Consider the following 24,781-nt stretch of genomic DNA (forward strand, 5'->3'; position numbering starts at 1 on the left):
CCGTGGAACCTGCGTCCTACTGCGTTTGTACACCGTTAGCCGTGTCGGTCGCTTTCGTCACCAGAATGCCGACGATCAAGATCGCGGCGGCAACAAACAGAGAAATGACCACGACGGTCTGCAAGATCTCACCGCGGTCGCGGTTGTCCTCGTCGTGCAGCAGCCCTACACGGGCCTGGAACCATGCTGCGAGAAGCTGGAACTGCGCTGGCATTGTTGGCATTACGTTTACCTTCCCATCTGACTAAACATGGATTGTTGGACTTGCGCCGACCCTCCGAGAAACCCCTTCCCTATAGGCGCGTGAAGTTGACGATGGCGGGGTAGGCGAGAAATACGCCGAACCCCATCACGAGCAGTACCTGGGCCAGCAGCATCGACTGGTCGCGTTTGCCGGCCGACCCCTGCGCCTCGGCCAGTTCCTCCGCGCGCAGACTCGCAGCCCGGGCAGCGAGAGTGTCACGGACCTGCGCGCCATCGTGAGCGACGAGCTGCACGAGGGTGCCGAGCTCGCGTAGCTGCGGCACGCCGATCCGCTCCCCCAGGTCAGTGAAGGCGGTCCACACGTCCTGGCCAGAGCGCGTCGCGTTCGTCACCGTGTGTCGGATCAAAGCCAACGGCCACCCGGCGCCGATCTTGGCGGCATCGGGAAGCGCCTGCTCGGCGGCAGCGCGACCCGACATTTGCAGCGAGACCCAGTCGAGGTAAGCCCCCAACGCTCGGCGGAACTCCCTACGGCGAGCTTGCGCCGCGCTGCGGGCGTCGTAATCAGGGATGAAGAAGAAGCCGCCGGCAACCAGCAGTGCGATCACTGCCGGTACGCCTGCCGGCAGCCCCAGGCCAGCCATCGACATGCCGACGCACACCGCCAGCCCGATGAGCAGCCCAGCGACAGCAGCGACGACCTTGCGGCCCATCGCCGCCTCGAAGGTCTGCCCTGTCAACGCGAGATCCTGACGCAAACTGGTGTACCGGAAGCCGCGGCGGGTCAGCTCACGCGCCACCAACTCCCCGAGGCGCCCCTGAACACCACCCGGTCTCGTCGAAGATTCGCGGATCACGGTCGATCGATTGCGCGCCTCGTCGAATCGGGCGAGCATCACCAACGGTGGCGCAGCGGGCGGCCGCAGTACCAGTACGAGATAGAACACTGTCGCGCCGAGCGCGCAACCGACGAGTGTTAGTCCGATCATGATCGGCTACCCGACGGGACTGGCCGGTTCGCTGTGAGAGCCTCGGCCTCAGCTTCGCTCAGACCGGTCAGATGGCCGATGACGCGTAAGTCCTCGTCAGCGATGCGGACATCCGGTCGGACCAAGAACGGCGCCGGCGCGTCAGCACCCGCGAGCTTACGCATCCAGTAGAAGCTGGCAGCGAATAATCCGATCACGATCAGCAGAGTGATCTGACCGCCGACGCTACGATATGGCTGCACGTACGCACGGGAGAACACGACGAGAAACACGGCGAATCCGATGGTGACAGCCACCACGATCTGCACTGCGCGACGCATACTTGACCGCCCAGCCGTCACCTGCCGGCGCTGATCCAACTCAGCGCGTGAGGCAGTGGCCAACGACGTCAGAACCGCCGCCAGGCCCGTGCCTCGTTGCCGCACGTTCAGGATCAGCGACCCAATCACCTTGTCCGCGCTGGCGTCGTCGAGCTCGGCCGACAACGCCAGTAGGGCTCTATCCAACGGAATACGTGACCTCAGCAAACCCGCCATCCTGATCAAGGCAGGGCGGATCGCCAGCGGCGCCGAATAGGCCGTCGTCGGTATCGCCTGTTCCAGGCTCGCCCGTGCCGTAATCGTGTCCCGCAAGGACTCGGTCCACATCACCAACGCCTCGAGCTGGACGATCTGCTGCTGCTCGGCCCTGGCACCGCCGAACAGCTGAGGCCAGAACACCACCAACGCACCAAGCCCTGCCGCAGCGACTGGCCACCGCGTCATGACCAGCGTCAGCACCGCAACCACGACACCGCCGGCGATGCGGCTCGTCAGTGCGCGCGAGCCCAGCACCTTCTTGATCCGGTACCCCCACCCAGGCCCCCTCGCCGGGTTAGGGGTCACGCCGTGGATGTACACACCGAGCAGGACGAGCCCACCGCCGAAGCCGGCGGCGATGAACGCCGCGATCAGACCGTTCAGCTCGGGCAGCATCAGCTCAACCCGCCGAACCAGGGAGCATCGTCGAAGCCCTCGGCCTGCAACCGCTTCTTACGCTCAGATGTGAGGCTCTTGTCCGTCCGTTCCGCACGGCCATGTATTGGCGATGGTGTGAAAAGTTCGGTGAACGTGACACGTTCGCCATCGAAGCCGGCAACCTCAATCACCTCAGTTACCGTCCGGTTGCCGCCCATGAGGGGGTTCTTGCGGATGAAGACGATGAAATCGACTGCGCCAGCAATCATCGAATGCGTCACCTCAAAGCTCAAGCCGTCGGCCTGCGCGGCGTAGCTGGCGATACGGTCCAACGCCGACACTGCATTGCGTGCGTGAATCGTCGACAACGAGCCATCGTTACCTTGGCTCATCGCGTTGAGCATCGTGACGATTTCCTCGCCCAACACCTCGCCCACGATGACCCGATCCGGATCCTGCCGCAAACTACGCTGCACCAATTTCGCCATCGACACCCCGCCGCGGCCCTCCGCATCCGGCAGCACCATTTCCCACTCGACGACGTTCGGGTGGATCTCTGGATGACGACGTAGGCCCAGCTCGGCCGCCTTCTCGACAGTGATCAGCCGTTCGTGCGAGGGAATAACGTTGATCAGCGCCCGCAGCAACGTCGTCTTGCCAGCGTCAGTGGAGCCACAGACCATGATGTTGCAGCGAGACAACACCGCCGCCTGCAAAAAAGTGGCGGTGTACTCATCGACCGTCCCCAGCTCAACCAGCTTCGGCAGGAACATCTGAGGGAACCGGTTCTTGCGGATCGAGATTGACGGTCTTTCCCCGGCGCCCATGATGGCCGACAACCGTGACCCATCGGCCAACCGCAGATCAAGCTCAGGCGTCGCTGGCGTCCACGGCCTGGCGTTGATGCCCGCATGCGCGGCCTGAGCTTGAATGATGCCGATCAGGTCATCATCGTTAGCTGCGACCGGGCGATGCCGGACCGCCTCTCGGTGGCCGGCGTAACGGACCCAGACTTCATCGGCGCCGTTGATGTCGATGTTCTCTACCTCGGGATCATCGAGCAGCTCCTGCAGCTCCCCTGCGCCATACATCGCCGCGAACACGCCGTTGGCCAGCCGCTCGTCGTAGCTGCGATCGACCGGCACATCTATCCCGGCAGCCAGCTGCAACTGCAAGTGGCCTGCTACCGCGGTTGCGATCAACGACCACGCCATCTGCTGCTCGTCCGAGCGGGCCAGCTCGCGCTCACCGGCAGCCTCGCGGCGCTGCGACTCCACATTCAGCGCAGCCGCCACTTGCGCCTGCAACTGCTGGATCAGCCGATAATCCAAGGGCTCTAGATCACTCACGACGCCCACCCCTCAGCGGCCTGAGGTAACACCAGTCCAGCGGACTCCGGATACCAGGTGGTCGTCACAGATACCGCCAGAGGCGGCCACAGCCGAAAGATCTCCGCCGAGATGGACCGAGCGGACCGTACCAATGCGCTGCTGGAAAGTTTCTTGGTCACACCGCCCGCCCACAGCCCGGCAGCCGCCGGCGGGTCAAAAGCGAAAGACCCGAGTACCGGCGCCGGCGAGCCGATCGAGGCCAGCAACAGTCTGGTCTGCTCCACAGCAGCCGACGCGTCGCGGGCCGGGCACACCACCACCACCCCGACCGGCAAACCAGCACGTGACTCGTTTGCAACGAGGTCCGTCACTTCCTCGATCCGGTCGCGTAAGTGACCCAAACCCTCCATCGTCGGGCGCGTCACCAACACGACCGCTTCGGCCGAACGACCTACCGTCATCGCCGGATTACCAGCATGCAAGCAGCCCAGGTCAGCGATAACCGTCCCCGACCAGCTGGCGGTCACCGCCGCGATCGCCGGCAGATGCGCCGAGATCCGGGCCGACGCCCGACCCGACAACTCACCAGGGATCACCGGTACACCCAACGCTGTCGGCTGCGCGTACCGATCCAGCGAAGCCGGCGACGAACCCGGCCGCGAATCCACCGCCAAACCCACGATCGACGGCGCAGTCGCCATCGGAGCACCGCTGGGCGTCATCAACCGGAACGGCAGATCTGCACCGCGCGGATCAAGCTCAAGTACGACCCGATCCGCGGGCCACACCAACCCCAACGCAGTAGCCAGCGTCGTAGCCCCAGGCGCGCCCTTGTCACTGCCAATCGCAAGGATCATCAGATCATCCGCTCACTGTGACGACAGCGACCAAACCCGAATTGCTCGCAGCCTCAATGCCATACGACGCCGACTTCGGCACCAGTAGCGTCAACAGCGCACCGCCGGCCACCGAAGGATTCGACCGGACGTCGTAGACGACCGCCGCCGGGGCCAGCACCGATGCCGGCGGCGACGACGCATCCGGGACTGAGGTGCCCTTTGAGGGCAGCTGCAGCACGTCAACACTCTGGCCCGGACTCAAACCAATCGACGGCATCTGACCCGGAGCGACCGCAACCCCGACCATCGCCTGTGACGACGCCAGCGGCGACACTGAGGTCACCATGGCACGTTGTACTAGCGTGTTCGGCAGGATCTCCACCGCGGCAGTTTGACCCACCAAACTAGGCAGATTCGCTCCAGCGACCGCAGTCACATCTCCGGCCACCTCGACCGTCGTGAGATCAGAACGCGCGATGCTGTGACCAGCCGGGATCTCATGCACCGCCACCACCACCGGCACCTTCGTCCCCGCCGTCGTATAGAAGTAGTAACCCAGCGCACCCAAGCCCACGATCAAAGCCACCGCCAATGCCGCATAACCCTTCGGGCGGTGCCGGGTCGACAACGGTGAGCCCAGCTGCGAAGGAGCCGGGCGATGCCCATTCACCCCGGGCGTCGGCATCGTCATAGTGCGGGGACCAGGTGAGCTCATCGGACAACCGCCTGAATCTGCAGGACATTCAGCTGCCCTGACGTCGAAGTTGACAGGCCAGGGATTTCCCCGCCCGTGTTACCCGTACCAGTCCACGTGATCTGCCAAACGATCGTCTCCGTCGCAGTTACCGGAGACGTCGTCACATGCGTGTACTGATATCCGCACGCCCTATCAGACGGCGGGGCATTGCCGTCCGAGTCCCTCCACGCCCGACCAGGACCCGCACACGACGCGACCGTGTCACCGTCACCCGGATCAAAGTTCAGCGCCACAGGCGTAGCCGTCACCGTCGCCGTCAAACCCGCCGCCGAGGCCGACGCTGACAACGTCCGCCACGTCGACGGATCAGTCCAAAAGAACGTCCACAGATTCACCCACGTCGTTGGATAACCCTGAAAAGTACGAGACTCCGACGGAGACCGATGCCCAGATGGCCGGGGAAAGACAATCGTCGAGAACGCCTCCTGCGCCAACGACGCAGCAGTCACAATCGCCGGGCACCCCTCCGCGGTGAACTGCTGATTCAACAGCGTCATCGTCGCCGGCGGCACCGCCGCCCACGAAGTCAACCCCAGACCACCGAGAGCGTCAGCGTCAGCAGCCCTGCAGTACCGTCCCTGCAACTCATCCGCACACGCCTGCGACACCACCGGCGGCTCATCACCATAAGCAGCATCTGGATACGCCGCACAAGGATCACTCGGCGTCACACTCCCCGAACCACCGCCTCCCGGCCCACTTCCTCCACCGCCACCGGTCCCAACAGTGCAGGTTGGGTTACGGAGGACATCGCACCCACCGGACCCGCCATCTGCGTGTGCTGCTTCTGGCGCAAATGCCACTACGGCAATCGTCACGGACAGCATCAACAGATAGCGCTTTGCGAGACGTTGGGTCTTCGTCAGCCACTGCATGTCTTGCCTACGTTTTGAAGCACGTCCGTCAACTGCCACTGACCGTTTGTCAACTTCATCGGCAGGGTCAACAGATACGGCGGCGGCGGCGTCCGGGGGGATGGGGTAGGCACCGGTTGACCTGACGCCACGTAGTACTCGATCGAAGGGTCTGTCGGACTCTCAAGCGGACAACTGGTCAGATAGACGAACGTAGGCGAGACTGTAGATTGAACTTTTACTCGCGGATCTGGCGGTGAACCGCGGTACGCCTGCCCAGCCGCTTTCATGCTTGCGTAAGATTCGTCAAAGATTTTCAGGGCGTTGCCGCTCAGGTAGCGGTTCAACTCGGCCAGGTTTGCCGTCGAGGGGTCCAGCGATGCTGACGCATCGGCATTTACTAACGCGATATACGCAGCCACGGCGTCTTGCGCAGCAGGGCTCACGGTAGGCACTGGGATCGGCGATAACGACCTTGATCCTGAACCCGGTGCTACCGAAGTTTCTGGTGCCCAGGTGGCGCTGGTGGTCGCAGGCGTGTGAGACGTCGGTGCAGGTGAGTAGGCCTGGGTATGCGTCCCGCTACTTCCGCATGCCGTCAAGGTGGTCGCCGCGAGTACCGCGATGATTGCCCTAAGTGTGGTCCGCACCCTCTGCCGCCTCCCTGCAAACACGTCGGAGTGTTGAAAGTCTAGATCGTGACCGTTTCGATCCGGTGCGTGACTACATCCCGCAATAACCGTATACCATACGAGCATGATTTGGTCACGCACCCAACCTTGCAGGTGCTACAGGCGGTGCATGGCGAGCGCACGCCGGATCGTCACGACCGGCACGGCGAGCGAAATCGCTAGCGCGGCCATCGTGGTGTCATCAGGTTCACGACGAGTCGCGCCCGTCTCCAGCCACCGGTACCGGTCTCGAGAAACGTTGATCGCCTCGGCCAACTGGTGCTGTGTAAAGCCAGCGGCCAGCCGCAGATCCTCCAAGACGGGTGCAGCGGGATCTGACCCGAGAAAATCGAGGGAATCGAGTCCCACTGCAGCAGCAAGCACCGGGATCATCGAAGGCTTCGGAATGTATGCGCCCCGCTCCCAATCGCTGACGCGCGTTTGCCTCGTCCCCACGCTCTTCGCCAACTGCGTCTGCGACAGTCCAGCGGCGGTACGGCATGCAGCAAGACGAGACCCGCTGAACGGCACACGTCCTCCTCGCATAGTCATGGGCCAATTCCTCCACCGCTGGGTCTACCAGCCTAGAGCCGTATAAGGCGAGACCCAGAATGCGGCACGCTGGCAGCTTTGACGGCGCGGCAACGGCGGTACTTGAAGTTTTCGTCGACGGTTGCACTTTTCGGCTGCTCGTCGAGGCCTCTCCCAGTGACAGGTAAGTCACGGACCACGGGAGACACGAATGGCTGCCCATAGTGAAGATCAGCTACTGACCGTCGAACAGGCGGCCGACCGACTCGGAACAGGAGTCCGGTTCCCTCGTCGGCTAATCGCTGAACGTCGGATACGGTTTGTACGGGTGGGACGCCACGTGCGGATACCGGTGAGCGCGCTCGACGAGTTCGTCGCGGCCGGCACCGTCCAGCCCATGCACACCGAGGCGTGAGAGGCAGCTCAGCGATGGCACCACGGAGGCGGTTCGGAGCACTCCGCCAACTGCCGTCCGGCCGCTGGCAGGCCTCCTACCTTGGCCCAGACGGGCTGCGGCGCAAAGCCCCGCACACCTTCCCGACCAAGACCGACGCCGACCGCTGGCTCGTCCTGATCCAAGCCCAGCTGATCGACCGGAGCTGGCGCGACCCATCGGAAGGCCAACAGCTCTTCGACTCCTACGCAACGACCTGGATCGACGAGCGTCCCGGCCTGCGCCCGCGAACCGTCGATCTCTACCGCTGGCTGCACGCCAAGTACCTCCGACCCCGCCTCGGCCAGATGCCACTCACCACGATCACGGCTGCACGGGTCCGGACGTGGCGCTCCGACCTGCTCGAATCCGGCGTCTCGGCATCTATGTGCGCGAAGGCCTACAGCCTGCTGCGCGCGATCCTCCACACCGCCGTCGACGATGGCATCCTCGACCGGAACCCGTGCCGGATTCGGGGTGCGGGGGAGTCGCACCCGGCCGAACGGCCTGTCTTGACCATTGAGCAAGTCATCGAGCTCAGCGAACGGATGCCCGACCGATTCCGAGCACTCATCCTCACGACCACTTTCGCCAGCCTGCGCTGGGGCGAGGTCAGCGCGCTTCGGCGCAGTGACCTAGATCTGGCCACCCGCGCCGTCCGCGTCCGCGCAGCCTTCGTGGAGCGCTCCAACGGCGCCCTGGAACTCGGGCCGCCCAAGTCCCGCGCCAGCGTGCGCACGGTCGTCATTCCTGAGTTCGTCGCCGGCACCCTGACCGACCACCTGGCGGCGTACTCCGACCCGGAGTCCGAGGCTCTGGTCTTCACCAGGGTGAGCGGACGACCGATCCGGCGCTCAGGACTCAACAAGGTTCTGGGCTGGGAGGCCGCCGTTGCCGCGGTCGGTGTGCCCCATCTTCATTTCCACGATCTACGGCATACTGGCAACACGCTGGCGGCTGGTACGCCGGGGACGTCCACGCGGGACCTGATGGAGAGGATGGGCCACGACAGCATGCGCGCAGCCCTCATCTATCAGCACGCGACACGAGACGCCGACCGGCGGATTGCGGATGGTCTCGACGGCCAAATCCGAGCCGTCTCTCAAATCGATATTGCACATTCGTTGCACGAGGAGAACGTGAGCAACCTCGACGATCACCGTCGGGACGGTTCAACACCCGGAGAATCGGGGCTTCTAGCTGGAGCGGGCGACGGGAATCGAACCCGCACAATCAGTTTGGAAGACTGAGACTCTACCATTGAGCTACGCCCGCGCACGGGCCGAAATTCGCCCGCGTGCGTCGAACAGATTACCTTGTCGACGGCGACTCTCGCGCCACCCGGGAGACCCCGGCGGGTGTTCCGTAGCTGCGTCCCCCGTAACCACGGGCCGCGGAGGCGTCAGCGGATGGTCGAAACGCCCTCCGGAGTGGAAGTACACTCAACATTTGTCCACGCCCGGGGTGTGGCGCAGCTTGGTAGCGCGTTCGCTTTGGGAGCGAGAAGTCGCAGGTTCAAATCCTGTCACCCCGACGCAGTCTCGGTAGTACAGCAGTCTCGGTAGTACGGCAGTCTTCAGACCGCAGCCACATCAGCACGACGATTCAGTCCCATCGACACGTCATTGAACGCCAAGGAGCGATCCCCATAGTGAAGAGCACCGTCGAAACCCTGGACCCCACTCGCGTCCGGCTAGCAGTCGAGGTTCCATTCGACGAACTCAAGCCAAGCTTCGACGCCGCGTACAAGAAGATCGGCGCGCAGGTCAAGGTCCCCGGATTCCGTCCGGGGAAGATCCCGGCCCGCGTCATCGACCAGCGAGTCGGCCGCTCGGCCGTGCTCGAAGAGGTCGTCAACGACGCCCTGGGCAAGGCCTACGTCGAGGCCGTCCGGGAGAACAGCGTGCAGGCCGTCGGCCAGCCCGAGGTCGAGGTCACCAAGCTCGAGGACGGCGTCACGCTGAACTTCACCGCCGAGGTCGACATCCGCCCGGAGATCGTCCTCCCGACGCTCGACGGCCTGGAGGTCAGCGTCGACGATGTCGCGGTCAGCGACGCCGACATCGACGAGCAGATCGACTCACTTCGCGACCGCTTCGGCACGCTCAAGGACGTCGAGCGCGCCGCAGCTGAGGGCGACTACCTCACCATCGACCTGAACGCGACGGTCGAGGGCGTCGAGATCGACGGTGGCACCGCCAGCAACATCTCCTACCAGGTCGGTTCCAACGACCTGGTGGACGGACTCGACGAGGCCGTCACCGGCAAGTCGGCCGGCGACACCGTCACCTTCACCACCAAGCTGCAGGCCGGCGAGGAGGCGGGCAAGGACGCTGAGGTGGTGGCCACCGTCAACTCGGTCAAGGAGAAGGAACTCCCCGCCCTGGATGACGAGTTCGCCCAGCTGGCCAGCGAGTTCGACACCGTCGAGGAGCTGCGTGAGGACGTGCGCACCCGGGTCGAGCGCGTCAAGGCGCTGCAGCAGGGCAGCCAGGCCCGTGACCTGGTGCTCGAGAAGCTCATCGACTCAGTCGACGTGGCCCTGCCGAAGTCGGTCGTAGACAGCGAAGTCGGCTACCGCGAGCACGACATCGTCCACTCGCTCAACCACGACGACACCCTCTTCGAGCAGTACCTGGCCGACGCGGGGAAGACCAAGGACGAGTTCACCGACGAGCTGCGGGCCAACGCCGAGCGGTCGGTACGGGCCCAGTTCGTGCTGGACGCGATCGCGGACGCCGAGCAGCTCAGCGTCGGCGACGCCGAGCTCACCGAGTACCTGGTCCGCCAGGCCGCTCGTTACGAGATGGCTCCTCAGGAGTTCGCGAACCAGGTCATCGAGGGTGGAAACCTTCCGGCCCTGGTCGCCGATGTGCGGCGCAACAAGGCGCTGGCCAGCGTGCTGGAGAAGGCCGTCATCACCGACGCCTCCGGCAACACCGTTGATCTCGCCCAGCTCAGCCCGGGCCACCTGATCCAGGACGTCGACGCGGAGCTCGACGAAGCCTGATCCGCCTCTGCAGATGACGGGCGGGCGCCACGGGGAGATGATTCCTCGTGCCGCCCGCCCGTTCTGCGCGTAGAGGTAGTCCGGTTCAGCTACCAGCCTGATCCGCCAACAGCGAAACACGTGGCGTCGGGCGGTGCTGCCGAACGGTCGACCACTAGGGTCGGTAGCACCAAATTGAAATTCTTGCTCCCTCCTGCGAAAGAAGGTCCGGACGCCGTGAGTAGTTTCCAGTCCATCCCCGAGATGCGCCGCAGCGCCGGTGGCGGTATGAACCTCAACGACTCGGTCTATGACCGGTTGCTCCGCGAGCGCATCATTTTCCTCGGCCAGCCGGTGGACGACACGATCGCGAACCAGATCTGCGCTCAGTTGCTGCTCCTCTCCGCTGAGGACGACACCCGTGACATCAACCTCTACATCAACTCGCCGGGCGGCTCGGTGACGGCCGGTATGGCCATCTTCGACACCATGGAGCTCATCCCGTGTGACGTCGCCACCTGGGCGATGGGTCTGGCCGCATCGATGGGCCAGTTCCTCCTCTCGGCCGGGGCCAAGGGCAAGCGTTACGCCCTGCCGCACGCCCGCATCCTGATGCACCAGGGTTCGGCCGGCCTCGGCGGTACCGCCTCCGACATCCGTATCCAGGCCGAGCAGTGGAACCTCACCAAGGTCGAGATGTCAGAGATCACCGCATTGCACACCGGGCAGACGGTTGAGAAGATCACCGCCGACGGTGACCGTGACCGCTGGTTCACCGCCAAAGAGGCGCTGGAATACGGTTTCGTTGACCACATCGTGACGCGCGCCAGCGAGGTTCCCGGCGGCATCGCCCCTGCGAATGAGAGTGTCTGACATGTCGAACTTCATCAGCCCTTTCGGCCTGACCCCGACGGGGATGAACACCCGCGAGGCGACCTCCCGCTACGTCCTGCCGTCCTTCGTCGAGCGCACCAACTACGGCGTCAAGGAGTCGAACCCGTACAACAAGCTCTTCGAGGAGCGCATCATCTTCCTCGGCGCGCCGATCGACGACGTGGTGGCCAATGACGTCATGGCCCAGCTCATCGTGCTGGAGTCGACCGACCCGGACCGCGACATCCAGATCTACATCAACTCCCCGGGTGGGTCCTTCACCGCGCTGACGGCCATCTACGACACGATGCAGTACATCCGCCCCGAGGTTCAGACGTACTGCATGGGCCAGGCTGCCTCAGCCGCCGCCGTCCTGCTGGCCGCCGGAACCAAGGGAAAGCGTTACGCGCTGCCGCAGTCGCGGATCCTCATCCACCAGCCCTCCGGCGGTACCGAGGGTGCCATGCAGATCTCTGACCTGGACATCCAGGCCAAGGAGATCCTGCGGATGCGTGACCTGATGGAGGAGATCCTGGCCCGCCACACCGGCCAGCCGATCGAGACCGTGCGGGCCGACGTCGAGCGCGACAAGATCTTCACCGCCGCGCAGGCGAAGGATTACGGCATCATCGACCAGGTCATCACCACCCGGAAGCTGGACAATACGTAAATTTGACCCAGGCGGCCGCGCTGAAGAAATGGCATTTCTCCAAGACTTCAGCGCGGTTTGCGGGTAGCGTCCATGTGATGGGTGCGGGAGCCCAATTTTCTCCAGTCCGAAGTACATCGAAGGCGGCCAGGCCGCACCAGGCTTAGTTGCTTATAGAGGGGACGATCCACGCGTGGCACGTGTCGGTGAGACAGGCGATCTGCTCAAGTGCTCTTTCTGCGGAAAGAGCCAGAAACAGGTCAAGAAATTGATTGCCGGTCCCGGCGTATATATCTGTGACGAGTGCATCGACCTCTGCAACGAGATCATCGAGGAGGAGCTTGCCGAGACCAGCGAGTTCAGCTTCGATGAACTGCCGAAGCCGAAGGAGATCTTCGACTTCCTGAACGGCTACATCGTCGGTCAGGACCAGGCCAAGCGGACCCTCGCGGTCGCCGTCTACAACCACTACAAGCGGGTCCAGGTCGGCGAGGGTAAGCCCCGCTCGGCCGACTCCGCGGTCGAGTTGGCCAAGTCGAACATCCTGCTGCTGGGCCCGACCGGCTCCGGCAAGACGCTGCTGGCCCAGACCCTGGCCCGCATGCTGAACGTGCCCTTCGCCATCGCCGACGCCACCGCGCTCACCGAGGCGGGCTACGTCGGTGAGGATGTCGAGAACATCCTGCTGAAGCTCATCCAGGCCGCCGACTACGACGTCAAGCGGGCCGAGACCGGCATCATCTACATCGACGAGGTCGACAAGATCGCCCGCAAGGCCGAGAACCCGTCGATCACCCGCGACGTCTCCGGTGAGGGTGTCCAGCAGGCCCTGCTGAAGATCCTCGAAGGCACGTCGGCCTCGGTGCCCCCGCAGGGTGGTCGCAAGCACCCGCACCAGGAGTTCATCCAGATCGACACCACCAACGTGCTCTTCATCGTTGGCGGAGCCTTCGCCGGTCTGGACACCATCATCGAGTCGCGCGCCGGCAAGAAGGGGCTCGGCTTCGGGGCGGAGCTGAAGACCAAGTTCGAGCGCGACACCCGAGATATCTTCGGCGAGGTCATGCCCGAGGACCTGATCAAGTTCGGGCTCATTCCCGAGTTCATCGGTCGTCTGCCGGTCATCACGTCGGTGCGGCCGCTCGACCGGGACGCCCTGGTCCAGATCCTCACCGAGCCGCGCAATGCACTGGTGAAGCAGTACGCGAAGCTCTTCGAGCTCGACAACGTTGAGCTGGAGTTCGACGAGGACGCCCTCGGCGCGATCGCCGATCAGGCCGTCATGCGGGGCACCGGCGCCCGAGGCCTGCGCGCCATCATGGAAGAGGTCCTCCTCTCCGTGATGTACGAGCTCCCGTCCCGCGAGGATGTGGCCCGGGTCGTCATCAACCGCGACACCGTGCTCGACCACGTCTATCCGACGCTCGTCCCGCGCGACGCCACGCCCAAGCGTGAGCGCCGCGAGAAGTCGGCCTGACCGCTCAGACGGCGGCCTGACCGCTCAGTAGGTCAGATTGAGCCGATCGGCGACCGGTCGGTATCCGAGTCGCTGATAGACGGCGTTCGAGGTCGGATTGGCCAGGTCGGTAAAGAGCACCGGCACGGCACCCAGCTCCAGTATCTCGGCCGTGGCTGCGGCGGTCACCGCGCTGCCGTACCCGTGGCCGCGGCAGTCGTCCGGCGTGTAGACCGGCCCGATCCGGGCGCTTCCGTGGGCCACCGGTCGCCGCCCGGCCATGCTCACCGGTCGACCGGTGGCATCACACCAGAGCCAGACACAGCCCGTCCGTAGCACCAGGTCGGTCGAGGCGGCCGCGTCGAGGCCGGGGAATCCGGCGTCGATCCCGAAGGCGGCGTACCAGCTCAGCAGCAGCTCTCGGTCCTCCCTGGTTGCACGCCGCGGCAGGCCGTCGACGCTGGGGCTCGCCAGGTCGTCGAGCCGGAAGAGTCGCTCGTCGATGCGGGTGCTGGGGCGGCCGATGAGGCGCCCGAGCTGCTCGATCAGCACCGGTTCACCGACGATGCCGTGCAGCTGCGGCAGCTCGCGTAGCACCTCTGCTAGCTGCGGCACTGCGGCCTCGGGCCAATCGTCGGAGACCACGACGTGCGTGCCGGCTCCCGACCGCGCCGCCACCGGCCACCCATCCGATCCGAGGTGGGCGCACCAGGCGGTCGGGTGCGCTACGTCGGGGTCATCGAGAAGTGCCGCGATCAGGGTGCCGAGGGTGGTCCCGCCGACCGGATCGGCCGCCACGACCTCGTCCAGGATGGCGCAGATCTCGGCCGGGTCCCGGGTCACGGTGATCGTCAGGTTCGCAAGTGCATCGTTCGCCACCTGACCGATCATGCCGGGCCGGACAGTAATGCGTCACGTCAATATCAGCTGGTCCGTAGAATGCAGCGGTGACCGAAGCAGCAAGCGCACCCACCCCCGCCACCATCGATCTGCCGACTCACTTCGTGCCGGCGGAGGTAGAGGGGCCGATGTACGAACGGTGGGTTGAGCGCGGCTACTTCACCGCGGACCCGAAGAGCGAGAAGCCGCCGTACTCGATCGTCATCCCGCCGCCGAACGTCACCGGCAGCCTGCACGTCGGGCATGCCCTGGGGCACACGCTGATGGATGCGCTCACCCGCCGCAAGCGGATGCAGGGGTTCGAGGTGCTCTGGCTGCCTGGAATGGATCACGCCAGCATCGCCGTCCAGACGCTGGTCGAGCGGCACCTCAAGGAGACCGAGGGGAAGTCGCGCTTCGAGTACTCCCGGGACGAGTTCATGGGGAAGGCCTGGGAGTGGACCAACACCTACGGTGGCCGGATCCTCGCTCAGATGCGCCGTCTGGGGGATGGAGTCGACTGGTCGCGTCAGCGCTTCACCCTCGATGACGGGCTGTCGGACGCCGTTCAGACGATCTTCAAGCGCCTCTACGACGACGGCCTGATCTACCGCGCCGAGCGGATCATCAATTGGTGCCCGGTCAACCTCACCGCCCTCTCCGACGCCGAGGTGGAGCACTCCGAGGATGCCGGCGAACTGGTCTCGATCCGGTATGGCAGCGGGGAGGCATCGATCGTGGTGGCGACCACGCGGGCCGAGACGATGCTCGGCGACACCGCCATCGCGGTGCACCCCGAGGACGAGCGCTATGCCCACCTGGTCGGGACGATGATCCAGCTGCCGCTGACCGACCGCTCGATCCCGGTGGTCGCTGACGCGCACGTCGACCCGAGCTTCGGGACCGGCGCGGTGAAGGTCACCCCGGCCCATGATCCCAACGACTTCGCGATCGGCCAGCGTCACGGACTTCCGATGCTGACGATCATGGACGAGCAGGCGAACGTCACCGTGCCCGGGCCATTTCTCGGCCTGGACCGTTTCGCCGCTCGCCAGGCCGTGGTCGAAGCGCTTCGGGCCGAGGGGCGGATCGTGGCCGAGAAGCGCCCGTACGCCCACTCGGTGGGGCACTGCTCCCGCTGCAGCGCCGTCATCGAGCCGCGCCTGTCGCTGCAGTGGTGGGTGAAGGTCGAGTCGATGGCCCAGGCGGCCGGCGACGCGGTGCGCGACGGGCGGACCAAGATCGAGCCGGCGTCGCTGGCGCCGCGCTACTTCAGCTGGACTGACAACATGCACGACTGGTGCATCAGCCGTCAGCTGTGGTGGGGCCACCGCATTCCGGTCTGGTATTCACCGACGGGGGAGCAGGCCTGCTTCGGTCCGGGCGAGAGCGCGCCCGAGGGATGGGTGCAGGATCCGGACGTCCTCGACACCTGGTTCTCCTCCGCACTCTGGCCCTTCTCCACCCTCGGGTGGCCGGCGGAGACCGAGGATCTGACGAAGTTCTATCCGACCGACGTGCTCCTCACCGGTTACGACATCATTTTCTTCTGGGTGGTGCGGATGATGATGTTCGGGCTCTACGCGATGGACGAGGTGCCCTTCCACACCATCGTCCTGACCGGCCTGGTGCGCGACCAATTCGGTGCGAAGATGAGCAAGTCAAAGGGGAATGTCGTCGACCCGCTCGAATGGATCGACGCTTACGGGGCCGACGCGGTGCGCTTCACGATGGCCCGCGGCGCGAACCCGGGAACCGATGTGCCGATCGGTGAGGACTGGGTGCAGGCTTCCCGTAACTTCACCACGAAGCTCTGGAACGCGACCCGCTTCGCCCTGATGAACGGCGCCACCGTGGCCGGTGAACTCCCGGCCGAGGTGAACGGGGCCGACGCCTGGATCCTGTCTCGCCTCAACGCCGTGATCACCGAGGTCGACACGCTCTATGACAACTACGAGTTCGCCAAGGTGGCCGACGTCCTCTACCACTTCGCCTGGGACGAGGTCTGCGACTGGTACCTCGAGTTGGCCAAGCTCTCACTGACCGGAGACGGTGCGGCGACGACCCGGCGGGTCCTCGGTGAGGTGCTCAACGCGCTGCTGCGGATGCTGCACCCGCTGACCCCATATGTCACCGAACAGCTGTGGACGTCGCTCACCGGTGGAGAGTCGGTCGTGGTGGCGGCGTGGCCGGTCGCCGACGCGGGACGGGCCGATGCCGCGGCTGAGGCCGAGATCTCGACGGTGCAGAGCGTTGTCACCGAGGTGCGTCGCTTCCGCTCCGACCAGGGGCTGAAGCCGTCCCAGCGGGTGCCCGGACGGATCACCGGCGCCGCAGCGGCCAAGGCTGCCATCGCGTCGCTGCTGCGCCTCACCGAGCCGACGGAGGGGTTCGCGGCCACCGCCTCGCTGACCACCGCGGCCGGCGTGCTGATCGAGCTCGACCTCTCCAGTGCCATCGACGTGCCGGCCGAGCGGGCCCGCCTCACCAAGGACCTCAGCGCGGCCGAGAAGGAACTCGCCACCAACGAGTCGAAACTGGGCAATGAGGCCTTCACCGCCAAGGCGCCACCACCGGTTATCGCCAAGGTGCAGGGCCGCCTGGATGCGGCCAAGGCCGATATCGAGCGGATCAGCGCTGCGCTGAAGGCTCTGGGCTAGCCGGGGTAGCTGGATCAGTGCGGTTTGGCGATGAGTTCGGCCACCACGCTGCCGGCACTTCCCCGCACCGCGGCACTGGAACCCAGTGTGGCCAGGCTCAATTCAACGTTCGTGTTGGAGGCTAGGACCCGTCGGCGTAGTTCGGCATCGATCGTCGGCAGCAGCCAATCGCCGAGATCCGCGTAGATCCCGCCGAGCACGATCGCCGGGATATCCAGCAGATTCACCATGCCGGCCAGCGCCACCCCCAGCGCGACGCCGGCCTCGGTCAGCGCCTGCAGGGTGCGCCCGTCGCCACTGCGGGCTCGCTTGTTCAGCTCCTCGGCGGCACCGTGTGGGTCGGCGACCGAGGTGCCGATGTCGCCGACGATGACTCCGGCTGCGCGCAGTATCGCCTCCTGGCCGGCCAGTTGCTCGAGGCAGCCGTTGGATCCGCAGCCGCAGGGGGGGCCGGTCGGATCGACGACGACATGCCCCAGCTCGCCGGCGCGACCGCGAACACCTCTATAAAGACGGCGATTGAGGACGATCCCGGCACCTATCCCGATCTCGGCCGAGACGAGGACGAAATCGTCGCGCGGCTCGCCGTACCAGAGCTCGGCCAGCGCGGCGAGGTTCGCCTCGTTGTCGACCTGCAGGTCCAGCCCGAGCATCTGGCTGAACTCGGCCGCCACGTCGAGGTCCTGCCAGCGGGGCAGATTCGGGGCGCGGCGCAGCACTCCGTCGGAGTCGACCAGCCCGGGCAGCGCGAGCGCGGCGCCGGCGATCGGAAGCTTGCCGACCTCATCTCGCACGGCGCTGGCCAGCGTGACGGCCTGTCGAATGCCCTGCTCGGGACTGACGGTCCGGTTGTCGAGCAACTCGGTGCGCTGCGCGCGGACCACGCCGGTGAGGTCCACCACGCAGGCGCTGATGTAGTCGACGTTCACCTCGACGCCGAGGCCGGCCGGACCGTTCGGGTTAAGGGTGATCGGGCTCCCGGGGCGCCCCCGAGAACTGCGGTCGGGCTCGAGTTCGATCAGTAAATCACTGGTGATCAGTTCGTCGACCAGGCCGGAGATGGTGGCCCGGGTAAGGCCGGTCGCCTCGGCCAATTGGGCCCGCGAACGTCGTGGTCCGTCGGCGATGCTGCGCATGACCAGCGCCAGATTGTGCTCACGGATCGTGTGTTGTCCGGCGGGTGCGGTCATCACCACAGTCTCCTGGGTGCGGGCCGACATTGCCAGCACATCCGACATAGTTCTCCGCTCAACGATTCGCGGTGAGATCGCGCACCTCGGCGTACCGGTCGCGCACCTGCTTGGTCGCTTCCCCGTCAAAGGTTCGGGATCCGGCCAGTTCCCAGACGGGCGCGGTGGCGCTCTGCCCACCCGTCCGGCTCAGCACCCAGGCTGCCTGTCGGGCGGCGCCGTCGGCCACGTATTCGCCCGGCGCCGGAACGACGACCGGCCGGCCGAAGATCGTCGGGGCGATGCGGCAGACGGCCTCGGACTTCGCACCGCCACCGATGAGAATCGCCCGATCAATCTGGACACCCTGTGAAACCAAGGCATCCATGCCGTCTGCGAGGCCGCAGAGCAGCCCCTCGACGGCGGCCCGGGCCAGGTTGGCCGGTGTCATGTTGGCCATCCGCAGGCCGTGCAGCGCCCCGGTGGCGTCTGGTCGATTCGGGGTGCGCTCGCCCTCCAGATAGGGGATGAGGGTCAGGCCGTCGGCGCCGGGCTCCGCACTGAGGGCCAGCCGGGAGAGCTCGTCGTGATCGACGCCGAGCAGCTCGCAGGTCGCATCGAGCACCCGAGCGGCATTGAGGGTTGCGATGAGGGGGAGGAAGCTACCGGTCGCCGAGGCGAAGCCGGAGACCGTGCCGCTGGCGTCGGCCACCGGGGTCGCACTCACCGCGCAGACCACGCCGGACGTGCCGATGGAGATAATCACATCCCCCTCCACCGCTCCGAGACCGAGGGCGGCGGCGGCGTTGTCCCCACTGCCCGGTCCCAATACCGCCGTCCCGCCCAGCGATGCCCGGAGTCGACCAGCCGGCTGCGCCGGTCCGAGTACCGTGGGCAGCCGTACGTCGTGGCCGAGCGCGAGTTCGACGATGTCGTGGCGGTACTCACCGCTGCGCGGTGACCAGTACCCGGTGCCGCTCGCGTCGCCGCGGTCGGTGGTCAGACTCTCCAGACTCTCAGGACCCTCAATACCCTCAGCGCCGGCCAGTCGCCAGGTGAGCCAATCGTGTGGCAGGCAGACCGCAGCGGTGCGGGCGGCGTTGGCCGGCTCGTGATCCTGCAGCCATCGCAGCTTGGTGACCGTGTAGGACGCGACCGGAACCGAGCCCACCGCATCGGCCCACGCCTGGGCGCCGCCGAGGTCGCTGATCAGGTCGCGGGCGGCCCCCGAAGAGCGGGTGTCGTTCCAGAGCAGCGCATCCCGGACCACCGCGCCGTCGGCATCGAGGCAGACCATGCCGTGCTGCTGGCCGCCGACCGAGATCGCGGCTACATCCTGCAGGCCACCGGCGTCGGTGATCGCCATCTGCAGCGCGACCCACCAGTGCTCGGGATCGATGGCGGTCCCGTCCGGGTGCGAGGCTCTTCCCTCCCGCACCAGCGCACCGGTGGCCGCATCGCGAATGACGACCTTGCACGACTGCGTCGAGGAGTCGACGCCGGCGACCAGCGTCATCGTTAGGAGCGCTCTCCGAGGATGTGCTCCATCGCCAACTGGTGCAGACGCACGAAGCCGAAGCCCCGCTCGGCGGCCTTGGTGGCGTCGAAGTCCTCGTAGGCACTGGTATCGGCGAGCAGGTCGGCGACCGTCTCACCCGGGTTGAGGGTGGGGGTGCCGAGCGTGCTCACGCCGGCCATTTCGCGGGCCTCGATCACCTCGGGGTCGGCCCGGTAGGCTGCCGCCCGCTCCTTGAGCATCAGGTACATGCTCATGTTCGCCGCGGCCGAGTCCCAGACGCCGGTCATGTCCTCGGTGCGGGACGGCTTGTAGTCGAAGTGGCGGGGCCCATCGTAGGTCGGGCCGCCGTCAGCGGCGCCGTTCTCGAGGAGGTCGACCAGGAAGAACGCGTTGATCAGATCACCGTGACCGAAGACGAGGTCCTGGTCGAACTTGATGCCGCGCTGGCCGTTGAGGTCGATGTGGAAGAGCTTCTTCGACCAGAGCGCCTGCGCGATTCCGGCGGCGAAGTTGAGACCGGCCATCTGCTCATGCCCGACCTCCGGGTTCACCCCGACCATGTCGCCGTGCTCGAGTTCGGCGATGAAGGCGAGGGCATGTCCGACGGTCGGCAGCAAGATGTCACCGCGGGGCTCGTTCGGCTTCGGCTCGAGCGCGAACCGCAGGTCGTAGTTGCGGTCCTTCACATACGAGGCGAGCAGGTCGATGCCCTCGCGGTAGCGGTCCAGAGCGGCACTGACATCCTTCGCCCCGTCGTACTCGGCGCCCTCGCGGCCACCCCAGAACACGTAGGTTTTTGCGCCTAGTTCGGCCGCCAGATCGATGTTGCGGATGACCTTGCGCAGCGCGAAGCGGCGAACCGATCGGTCGTTGCTGGTGAAGCCACCGTCCTTGAAGACCGGGTGGGTGAAGAGGTTTGTGGTGAGCATCGGCGTCTGCAGGCCGGTCTCGGTCAGAGCGTCCTTGAAGCGGGCGATGAGCCGGTCGCGCTCGGCCTCGCTGGCGTCGAAGGGGATCAGGTCGTTGTCGTGGAAGGTGATGCCCCAGGCGCCCATCTCGGCGAGGCGGTGCACCGACTCGACGGGGTCGAGTGCCGGGCGGGTGGCGTCTCCGAATGGATCCTGGGCCCGCCACCCGACCGTCCACATTCCGAAACTGAACTTGTCAGCCTTAGTCGGGGCCTTCGTCGGGGTCTTCGTCATGGTGTCGCCTTCTTTTGTTTAGGGACTCAACTAATGTGCCTACAGTAACCCTCGGGGCGGTGTCGAGCAAGGGTGGATTCCTTCGAACATAGCCAAGCCTTGCGTTTCGTGAATGAATCCTTCGTATAACGAATTGGTTGCAGTGTCGTCTGGGTCACCAACTCGTGGGATATGTTGTCGCCCACAACATTCATTCCTGATCGAGACCCAGCACGCCCCGTGGTTGGGGTCGATCACATGCCCCGCGAAAGGCGGTAGTGCCCATGCGCAAGAGCGTCATTGGCCTCGTCACTGGTGGTATGGCCGTAGCACTCGTGCTCACTGGCTGTAGCAGCGACAAGAATTCCAGTTCTTCCGGATCGTCTGCATCCGGTTCGACAGCTTCGGTCAAGGGCAAGGTCGGTGTGATCCTGCCGGACACGCAGTCCTCCGCTCGCTGGGAGAGCTTCGACAAGCCGCTGCTCACGAAGGCCTTCGCCACGGCCGGCGTCAGCGCTGACATCCAGAACGCACTTGGTGACAAGAGCAAGATGATCACCATTGCCCAGTCGATGATCACCGAGGGCGTCTCCGTCCTCGCGATCGTCAACCTGGACAGCACCACCGGTTCGCAGATTCAGGCGACCGCCAAGGCCGCCGGCGTCAAGACGATCGACTACGACCGTCTCACCCTCGGTGGTTCGGCCGACTACTACGTCTCCTTCGACAACGTGAAGGTGGGCGAGCTGCAGGGCCAGGGCCTGGTCGACTGCCTCAAGGCCAAGAACGTCACCAAGGCGAAGGTCATCGAGCTCAACGGCTCGCCGACTGACAACAACGCGACTCTCTTCGCCCAGGGTTACAACTCGGTGCTCGACCCGCTGTACGCCAGCGGCACCCTCGTCAAGGCCGGCAACCAGAGTGTTCCGAACTGGGACAACGCCCAGGCCGGCACCATCTTCGAGCAGCTGCTGACCGCAGCCGGCGGCAAGGTTGACGGCGTTCTCGCCGCCAACGACGGCCTCGGCAACGCTGCGATCACCGTGCTCAAGAAGAACCACCTGCAGGTTCCGGTCACCGGACAGGACGCCACGGTCCAGGGTCTGCAGAACATCCTCGCCGGCGACCAGTGCATGACGGTCTACAAGCCGATCGCGGATGAGGCCAACGCTCTGGCGGCACTGTCGATCTCCCTGCTCAAGGGCGAGACCGGCAAGACCACCGGCACCGTTCACGACGCCACGGGTAACCGCGACGTTCCGTCGGTGCTGCTCACCCCGGTCGCGGTGAACATCGCCAACGTCTCCAAGCCGGTCAGCGACGGGTTCGTCAAGGCCTCTGAGCTGTGCACCGCGGCCTACGCGGCGGCCTGCACCAAGGCTGGAATCTCCTAATCAGCTGCTAGTCAGCTGTTAGCACAGGAGCTGCTTTAAGCCGAGTGGCGGGGATCGGAGTGATTCCGGTCCCCGCCACTCTGCGTCTAGACCAGACTTCGTGACACCGAGGGGTATGCGCACTCGGTAGGAACGACGTGGGTGTACAACGGGAACAAATGCCCATCTTCCAAGGCGAGGAGTTTCGATGCCTGATCCGATTCTGCAGTTGCGCGGAGTAAACAAAAGCTTCGGCCCGGTCCATGTTCTGCACGACGTGGACTTCGCCGTCTACCCAGGCGAGGTGACGGCTCTCATCGGTGACAACGGTGCCGGCAAGTCGACCCTGGTCAAGTGCATCGCGGGTATCTACCCCGTGGACAACGGGGAGTTCCTCTTCGAGGGGAACCCGGTGCACATCCACGGCCCGCGTGACGCCTCAGCGCTCGGCATCGAGATCGTGTACCAGGATCTCGCCCTCTGCGACAACCTGGACATCGTTCAGAACATGTTCCTGGGTCGCGAACTGCGCACGAAATTCGGATCGATCGACGAATCGACGATGGAGCTGCAGGCTCGTGAAACGCTGGCCAGCCTCTCGGTTCGAACCGTCAAGTCGGTTCGCCAGCTTGTAGCCAGCCTCTCCGGTGGACAGCGGCAGACAGTGGCCATCGCCAAGGCCGCGCTCTGGAAGTCGCGGGTCGTCTTCCTCGACGAGCCCACGGCGGCCCTCGGCGTTGCGCAGACCCGGCAGGTCCTCGACCTCGTCCGCCGGCTTGCCGACTCCGGCGTCGGCGTCGTGCTCATCTCGCACAACATGAATGACGTCATGGAGGTCTGTGACCGCGCAGACGCCTTGTTCCTAGGCCGGATCGCGGCGGAGGTGGAGATCAAGAACAGTTCGACGAGTCAGCTGGTCGAACTCATCACCTCCGGGCGCTCCGGAGATCTCGGCCTCTCTGCGGCCACCGCGAACGCGAGCATGTGAGAGGACTGACCACACAGCCATGACTGAATCCGAAAAAGAACTCATCAACGCCGGTTCCAGCAACGCCACCGCCGGTTCGGCTCCCACCGTCGCCGCATCGGACTTCGCCAATGACGTCGGCGCCAAGAACATCGGCGAGGCATTCCGGAACTACCAGCAGAAGGTGCGCGGCGGTGACGTCGGAGCATTGCCGGCCGTCATCGGTGTGCTGGTGCTGGTCGCCATCTTCTACACGGCCAACAACCTCTTCCTCTCCAAGGCGAACTTCGCCAACTTCCTGACCCAGGCCGCGCCGTACGCCATCCTGGCCATGGGCACGATCTTCGTGCTGCTCCTCGGCGAGATCGACCTGTCGATCGGAACCGCCAGCGGTGTCGCCGCGGTGACGATGGCGCTCAGCCTGAACCACAAGGGTGATCTGAACGCCGCGCTCGGCACCACGACCTACGTCGTGTTGCTGGCGTTCTTCGTGCTGTCCGCGGCAATCACGGTGATGTACCGGCTCTGGATTCCACTGGCGATCATCGTGGCCGGAATCATCGTCATCGTCACCAAGCTGGACCAGTACCAGCTGCTGGCGATGTTCGTGGCGATCGCGGTCGGTGTCGCCATCGGTACCTTTATCGGGTTCCTGGTTGCCCATGTCGGTATTCCGTCCTTCATCGTCACGCTGGCCCTCTTCCTGGCCTTCCAGGGTGTGTTGCTGAAGTTCATCGGAGCGAGCAACGCGATTCCGACGAGAAACTTCGACCTGGTCAACAACATCGAGAACGGCAACATGAGCATCGGCCTCTCCTGGACGCTCTGGTTCCTGTCGATGGCGATCTACGCCGCGTTCACGATTGGTCGCTCACTGCAGAAGCGCAAGCGGAATCTCACTGGCGAGCCGCTCGACCTGGTCATCCTGCGGGCCGCGCTGATCGCCGTCACGACCGGTCTGGCCGTCTACGTGCTCAATCAGAACCGCGCTCGAAGCGTCTTCGCCACCCTCGAGGGCGTGCCCTGGGTGATCCCGATCGTCGCCGCCGTCTTCGTGCTGTGGACGCTCGTCACCACCAAGACCCGGTACGGCCGCTACATCTATGCCACCGGTGGCAACACCGAAGCGGCCCGGCGAGCCGGCATCGACGTACGTCGTATCCGGCTGTCGGTCTTCATCATCGCCTCGGGCATGGCCGGCCTGGCCGGCATCATCGGTGCCTCGAAGCAGGGCGGTGTTCCGTCGGACTTCGGCGCGCACACCGATCAGCTCTACGCCGTGGGCGCCGCCGTCATCGGCGGAACCTCGCTCTTCGGCGGGCGAGGCAAGATCCGCGACGGCATCATCGGTGCGCTCGTTATCGCCATGATCCCGAACGGACTCGGGCTGAAGGGCCTCGGCCCGGAGTACGAGTACATGATCACCGGTGGATTCCTGCTCCTCGCGGCCAGCGTCGACGCGTTGTCGCGTAAGCGCGCCACAGCTGCGAAGTAGCTGGAC

21 protein-coding genes and 2 tRNA genes are annotated in these 24,781 nt (G+C 65.2%); 11 read left to right on the forward strand and 12 right to left on the reverse strand.

Annotated elements, in window-relative coordinates; all coding sequences use genetic code 11:
• Nucleotides 1-16 precede the first annotated feature (16 nt).
• The 7 genes from CPH63_RS11225 to CPH63_RS11255 form a co-directional block, all read right to left on the reverse strand.
• Nucleotides 17-223, reverse strand: a complete 207-nt coding sequence (locus CPH63_RS11225) for a hypothetical protein (RefSeq protein WP_157749477.1) — start codon at nt 221-223, stop codon at nt 17-19.
• Between the two features lie 70 nt (nt 224-293).
• On the reverse strand, nt 294-1,193 hold the full coding sequence (locus CPH63_RS11230) for a type II secretion system protein (RefSeq protein WP_096303053.1): 900 nt from the start codon (nt 1,191-1,193) through the stop codon (nt 294-296).
• Complete coding sequence (locus tag CPH63_RS11235) at nt 1,190-2,167, reverse strand: type II secretion system F family protein (RefSeq protein WP_096303054.1); 978 nt, start codon at nt 2,165-2,167, stop codon at nt 1,190-1,192. The genes CPH63_RS11230 and CPH63_RS11235 overlap by 4 nt, the downstream gene beginning before the upstream one ends.
• Nucleotides 2,167-3,498, reverse strand: coding sequence for a CpaF family protein (locus CPH63_RS11240; RefSeq protein ID WP_157749478.1), 1,332 nt, complete (start codon nt 3,496-3,498; stop codon nt 2,167-2,169). Before CPH63_RS11240 ends, CPH63_RS11235 begins: the two co-directional genes overlap by 1 nt.
• The gene (locus tag CPH63_RS11245; protein WP_157749479.1) at nt 3,495-4,337 is read right to left on the reverse strand and encodes a hypothetical protein; all 843 of its coding nucleotides are present in this window, start codon (nt 4,335-4,337) and stop codon (nt 3,495-3,497) included. Before CPH63_RS11245 ends, CPH63_RS11240 begins: the two co-directional genes overlap by 4 nt.
• 4 nt (nt 4,338-4,341) lie before the next feature.
• Nucleotides 4,342-5,034, reverse strand: a complete 693-nt coding sequence (locus CPH63_RS11250) for an SAF domain-containing protein (RefSeq protein ID WP_096303057.1) — start codon at nt 5,032-5,034, stop codon at nt 4,342-4,344.
• 1,684 nt (nt 5,035-6,718) lie between these two features.
• Entirely contained in the window at nt 6,719-7,132 is a 414-nt protein-coding gene (locus CPH63_RS11255; RefSeq protein ID WP_172892199.1) for a helix-turn-helix transcriptional regulator, read from the reverse strand.
• 211 nt (nt 7,133-7,343) lie between these two features.
• On the opposite strand from CPH63_RS11255, the gene CPH63_RS23690 reads away from it, so the two are divergent.
• Nucleotides 7,344-7,547 (forward strand): helix-turn-helix domain-containing protein, encoded by a 204-nt coding sequence (locus CPH63_RS23690; protein ID WP_096303059.1) that lies wholly within the window; start codon nt 7,344-7,346, stop codon nt 7,545-7,547.
• A gap of 14 nt (nt 7,548-7,561) precedes the next feature.
• Nucleotides 7,562-8,815 (forward strand): site-specific integrase, encoded by a 1,254-nt coding sequence (locus tag CPH63_RS23695; protein ID WP_096305076.1) that lies wholly within the window; start codon nt 7,562-7,564, stop codon nt 8,813-8,815.
• Here CPH63_RS23695 and CPH63_RS11270 read toward each other — a convergent pair.
• Nucleotides 8,767-8,840: transfer RNA gene (locus CPH63_RS11270), tRNA-Gly, on the reverse strand. The genes CPH63_RS23695 and CPH63_RS11270 overlap by 49 nt on opposite strands.
• A gap of 185 nt (nt 8,841-9,025) precedes the next feature.
• Here CPH63_RS11270 and CPH63_RS11275 point away from each other — a divergent pair.
• The 5 genes from CPH63_RS11275 (at nt 9,026) to clpX (ending at nt 13,553) form a co-directional block, all read left to right on the forward strand.
• Nucleotides 9,026-9,099 (forward strand) — tRNA-Pro (locus tag CPH63_RS11275).
• A gap of 117 nt (nt 9,100-9,216) precedes the next feature.
• Entirely contained in the window at nt 9,217-10,575 is a 1,359-nt protein-coding gene (gene tig / locus CPH63_RS11280) for a trigger factor (protein ID WP_096303060.1), read from the forward strand.
• A gap of 243 nt (nt 10,576-10,818) precedes the next feature.
• Entirely contained in the window at nt 10,819-11,427 is a 609-nt protein-coding gene (locus CPH63_RS11285) for an ATP-dependent Clp protease proteolytic subunit (RefSeq protein ID WP_096305077.1), read from the forward strand.
• 1 nt (nt 11,428) lies between these two features.
• Nucleotides 11,429-12,097, forward strand: a complete 669-nt coding sequence (locus CPH63_RS11290) for an ATP-dependent Clp protease proteolytic subunit (protein WP_371364791.1) — start codon at nt 11,429-11,431, stop codon at nt 12,095-12,097.
• A 172-nt stretch (nt 12,098-12,269) separates the two neighbouring features.
• Nucleotides 12,270-13,553, forward strand: a complete 1,284-nt coding sequence (clpX, locus tag CPH63_RS11295) for an ATP-dependent Clp protease ATP-binding subunit ClpX (protein ID WP_096303061.1) — start codon at nt 12,270-12,272, stop codon at nt 13,551-13,553.
• 24 nt (nt 13,554-13,577) lie between these two features.
• On the opposite strand, the gene CPH63_RS11300 is transcribed toward clpX, so the two are convergent.
• Nucleotides 13,578-14,411: a GNAT family N-acetyltransferase gene (locus tag CPH63_RS11300; protein WP_157749480.1), complete on the reverse strand. Its 834-nt coding sequence runs from the start codon at nt 14,409-14,411 to the stop codon at nt 13,578-13,580.
• A gap of 68 nt (nt 14,412-14,479) precedes the next feature.
• On the opposite strand from CPH63_RS11300, the gene CPH63_RS11305 reads away from it, so the two are divergent.
• The gene (locus tag CPH63_RS11305; RefSeq protein ID WP_197704662.1) at nt 14,480-17,071 is read left to right on the forward strand and encodes a valine--tRNA ligase; all 2,592 of its coding nucleotides are present in this window, start codon (nt 14,480-14,482) and stop codon (nt 17,069-17,071) included.
• Between the two features lie 14 nt (nt 17,072-17,085).
• Here CPH63_RS11305 and CPH63_RS11310 read toward each other — a convergent pair whose 3' ends face one another.
• The 3 genes from CPH63_RS11310 to xylA are packed head-to-tail and all read right to left on the reverse strand — an operon-like array spanning nt 17,086 to nt 20,961.
• Nucleotides 17,086-18,309, reverse strand: coding sequence for an ROK family transcriptional regulator (locus CPH63_RS11310; RefSeq protein WP_197704663.1), 1,224 nt, complete (start codon nt 18,307-18,309; stop codon nt 17,086-17,088).
• Nucleotides 18,310-18,319: 10 nt separating this feature from the next.
• Complete coding sequence (xylB, locus tag CPH63_RS11315; RefSeq protein WP_096303063.1) at nt 18,320-19,756, reverse strand: xylulokinase; 1,437 nt, start codon at nt 19,754-19,756, stop codon at nt 18,320-18,322.
• Nucleotides 19,757-19,758: 2 nt separating this feature from the next.
• Complete coding sequence (gene xylA / locus CPH63_RS11320) at nt 19,759-20,961, reverse strand: xylose isomerase (RefSeq protein ID WP_096303064.1); 1,203 nt, start codon at nt 20,959-20,961, stop codon at nt 19,759-19,761.
• A 263-nt stretch (nt 20,962-21,224) separates the two neighbouring features.
• On the opposite strand from xylA, the gene CPH63_RS11325 reads away from it, so the two are divergent.
• From CPH63_RS11325 to CPH63_RS11335, 3 genes are all read left to right on the forward strand, one after another.
• The gene (locus CPH63_RS11325; protein ID WP_096303065.1) at nt 21,225-22,334 is read left to right on the forward strand and encodes a sugar ABC transporter substrate-binding protein; all 1,110 of its coding nucleotides are present in this window, start codon (nt 21,225-21,227) and stop codon (nt 22,332-22,334) included.
• 187 nt (nt 22,335-22,521) lie between these two features.
• On the forward strand, nt 22,522-23,301 hold the full coding sequence (locus CPH63_RS11330; protein ID WP_096303066.1) for an ATP-binding cassette domain-containing protein: 780 nt from the start codon (nt 22,522-22,524) through the stop codon (nt 23,299-23,301).
• A 19-nt stretch (nt 23,302-23,320) separates the two neighbouring features.
• A complete protein-coding gene (locus tag CPH63_RS11335) occupies nt 23,321-24,775 on the forward strand; it encodes a sugar ABC transporter permease (RefSeq protein ID WP_096303067.1) in 1,455 nt (484 codons plus the stop codon).
• Nucleotides 24,776-24,781 lie beyond the last annotated feature (6 nt).

This window comes from Jatrophihabitans sp. GAS493 (genome assembly GCF_900230215.1).
GTDB lineage: Bacteria > Actinomycetota > Actinomycetes > Mycobacteriales > Jatrophihabitantaceae > MT45.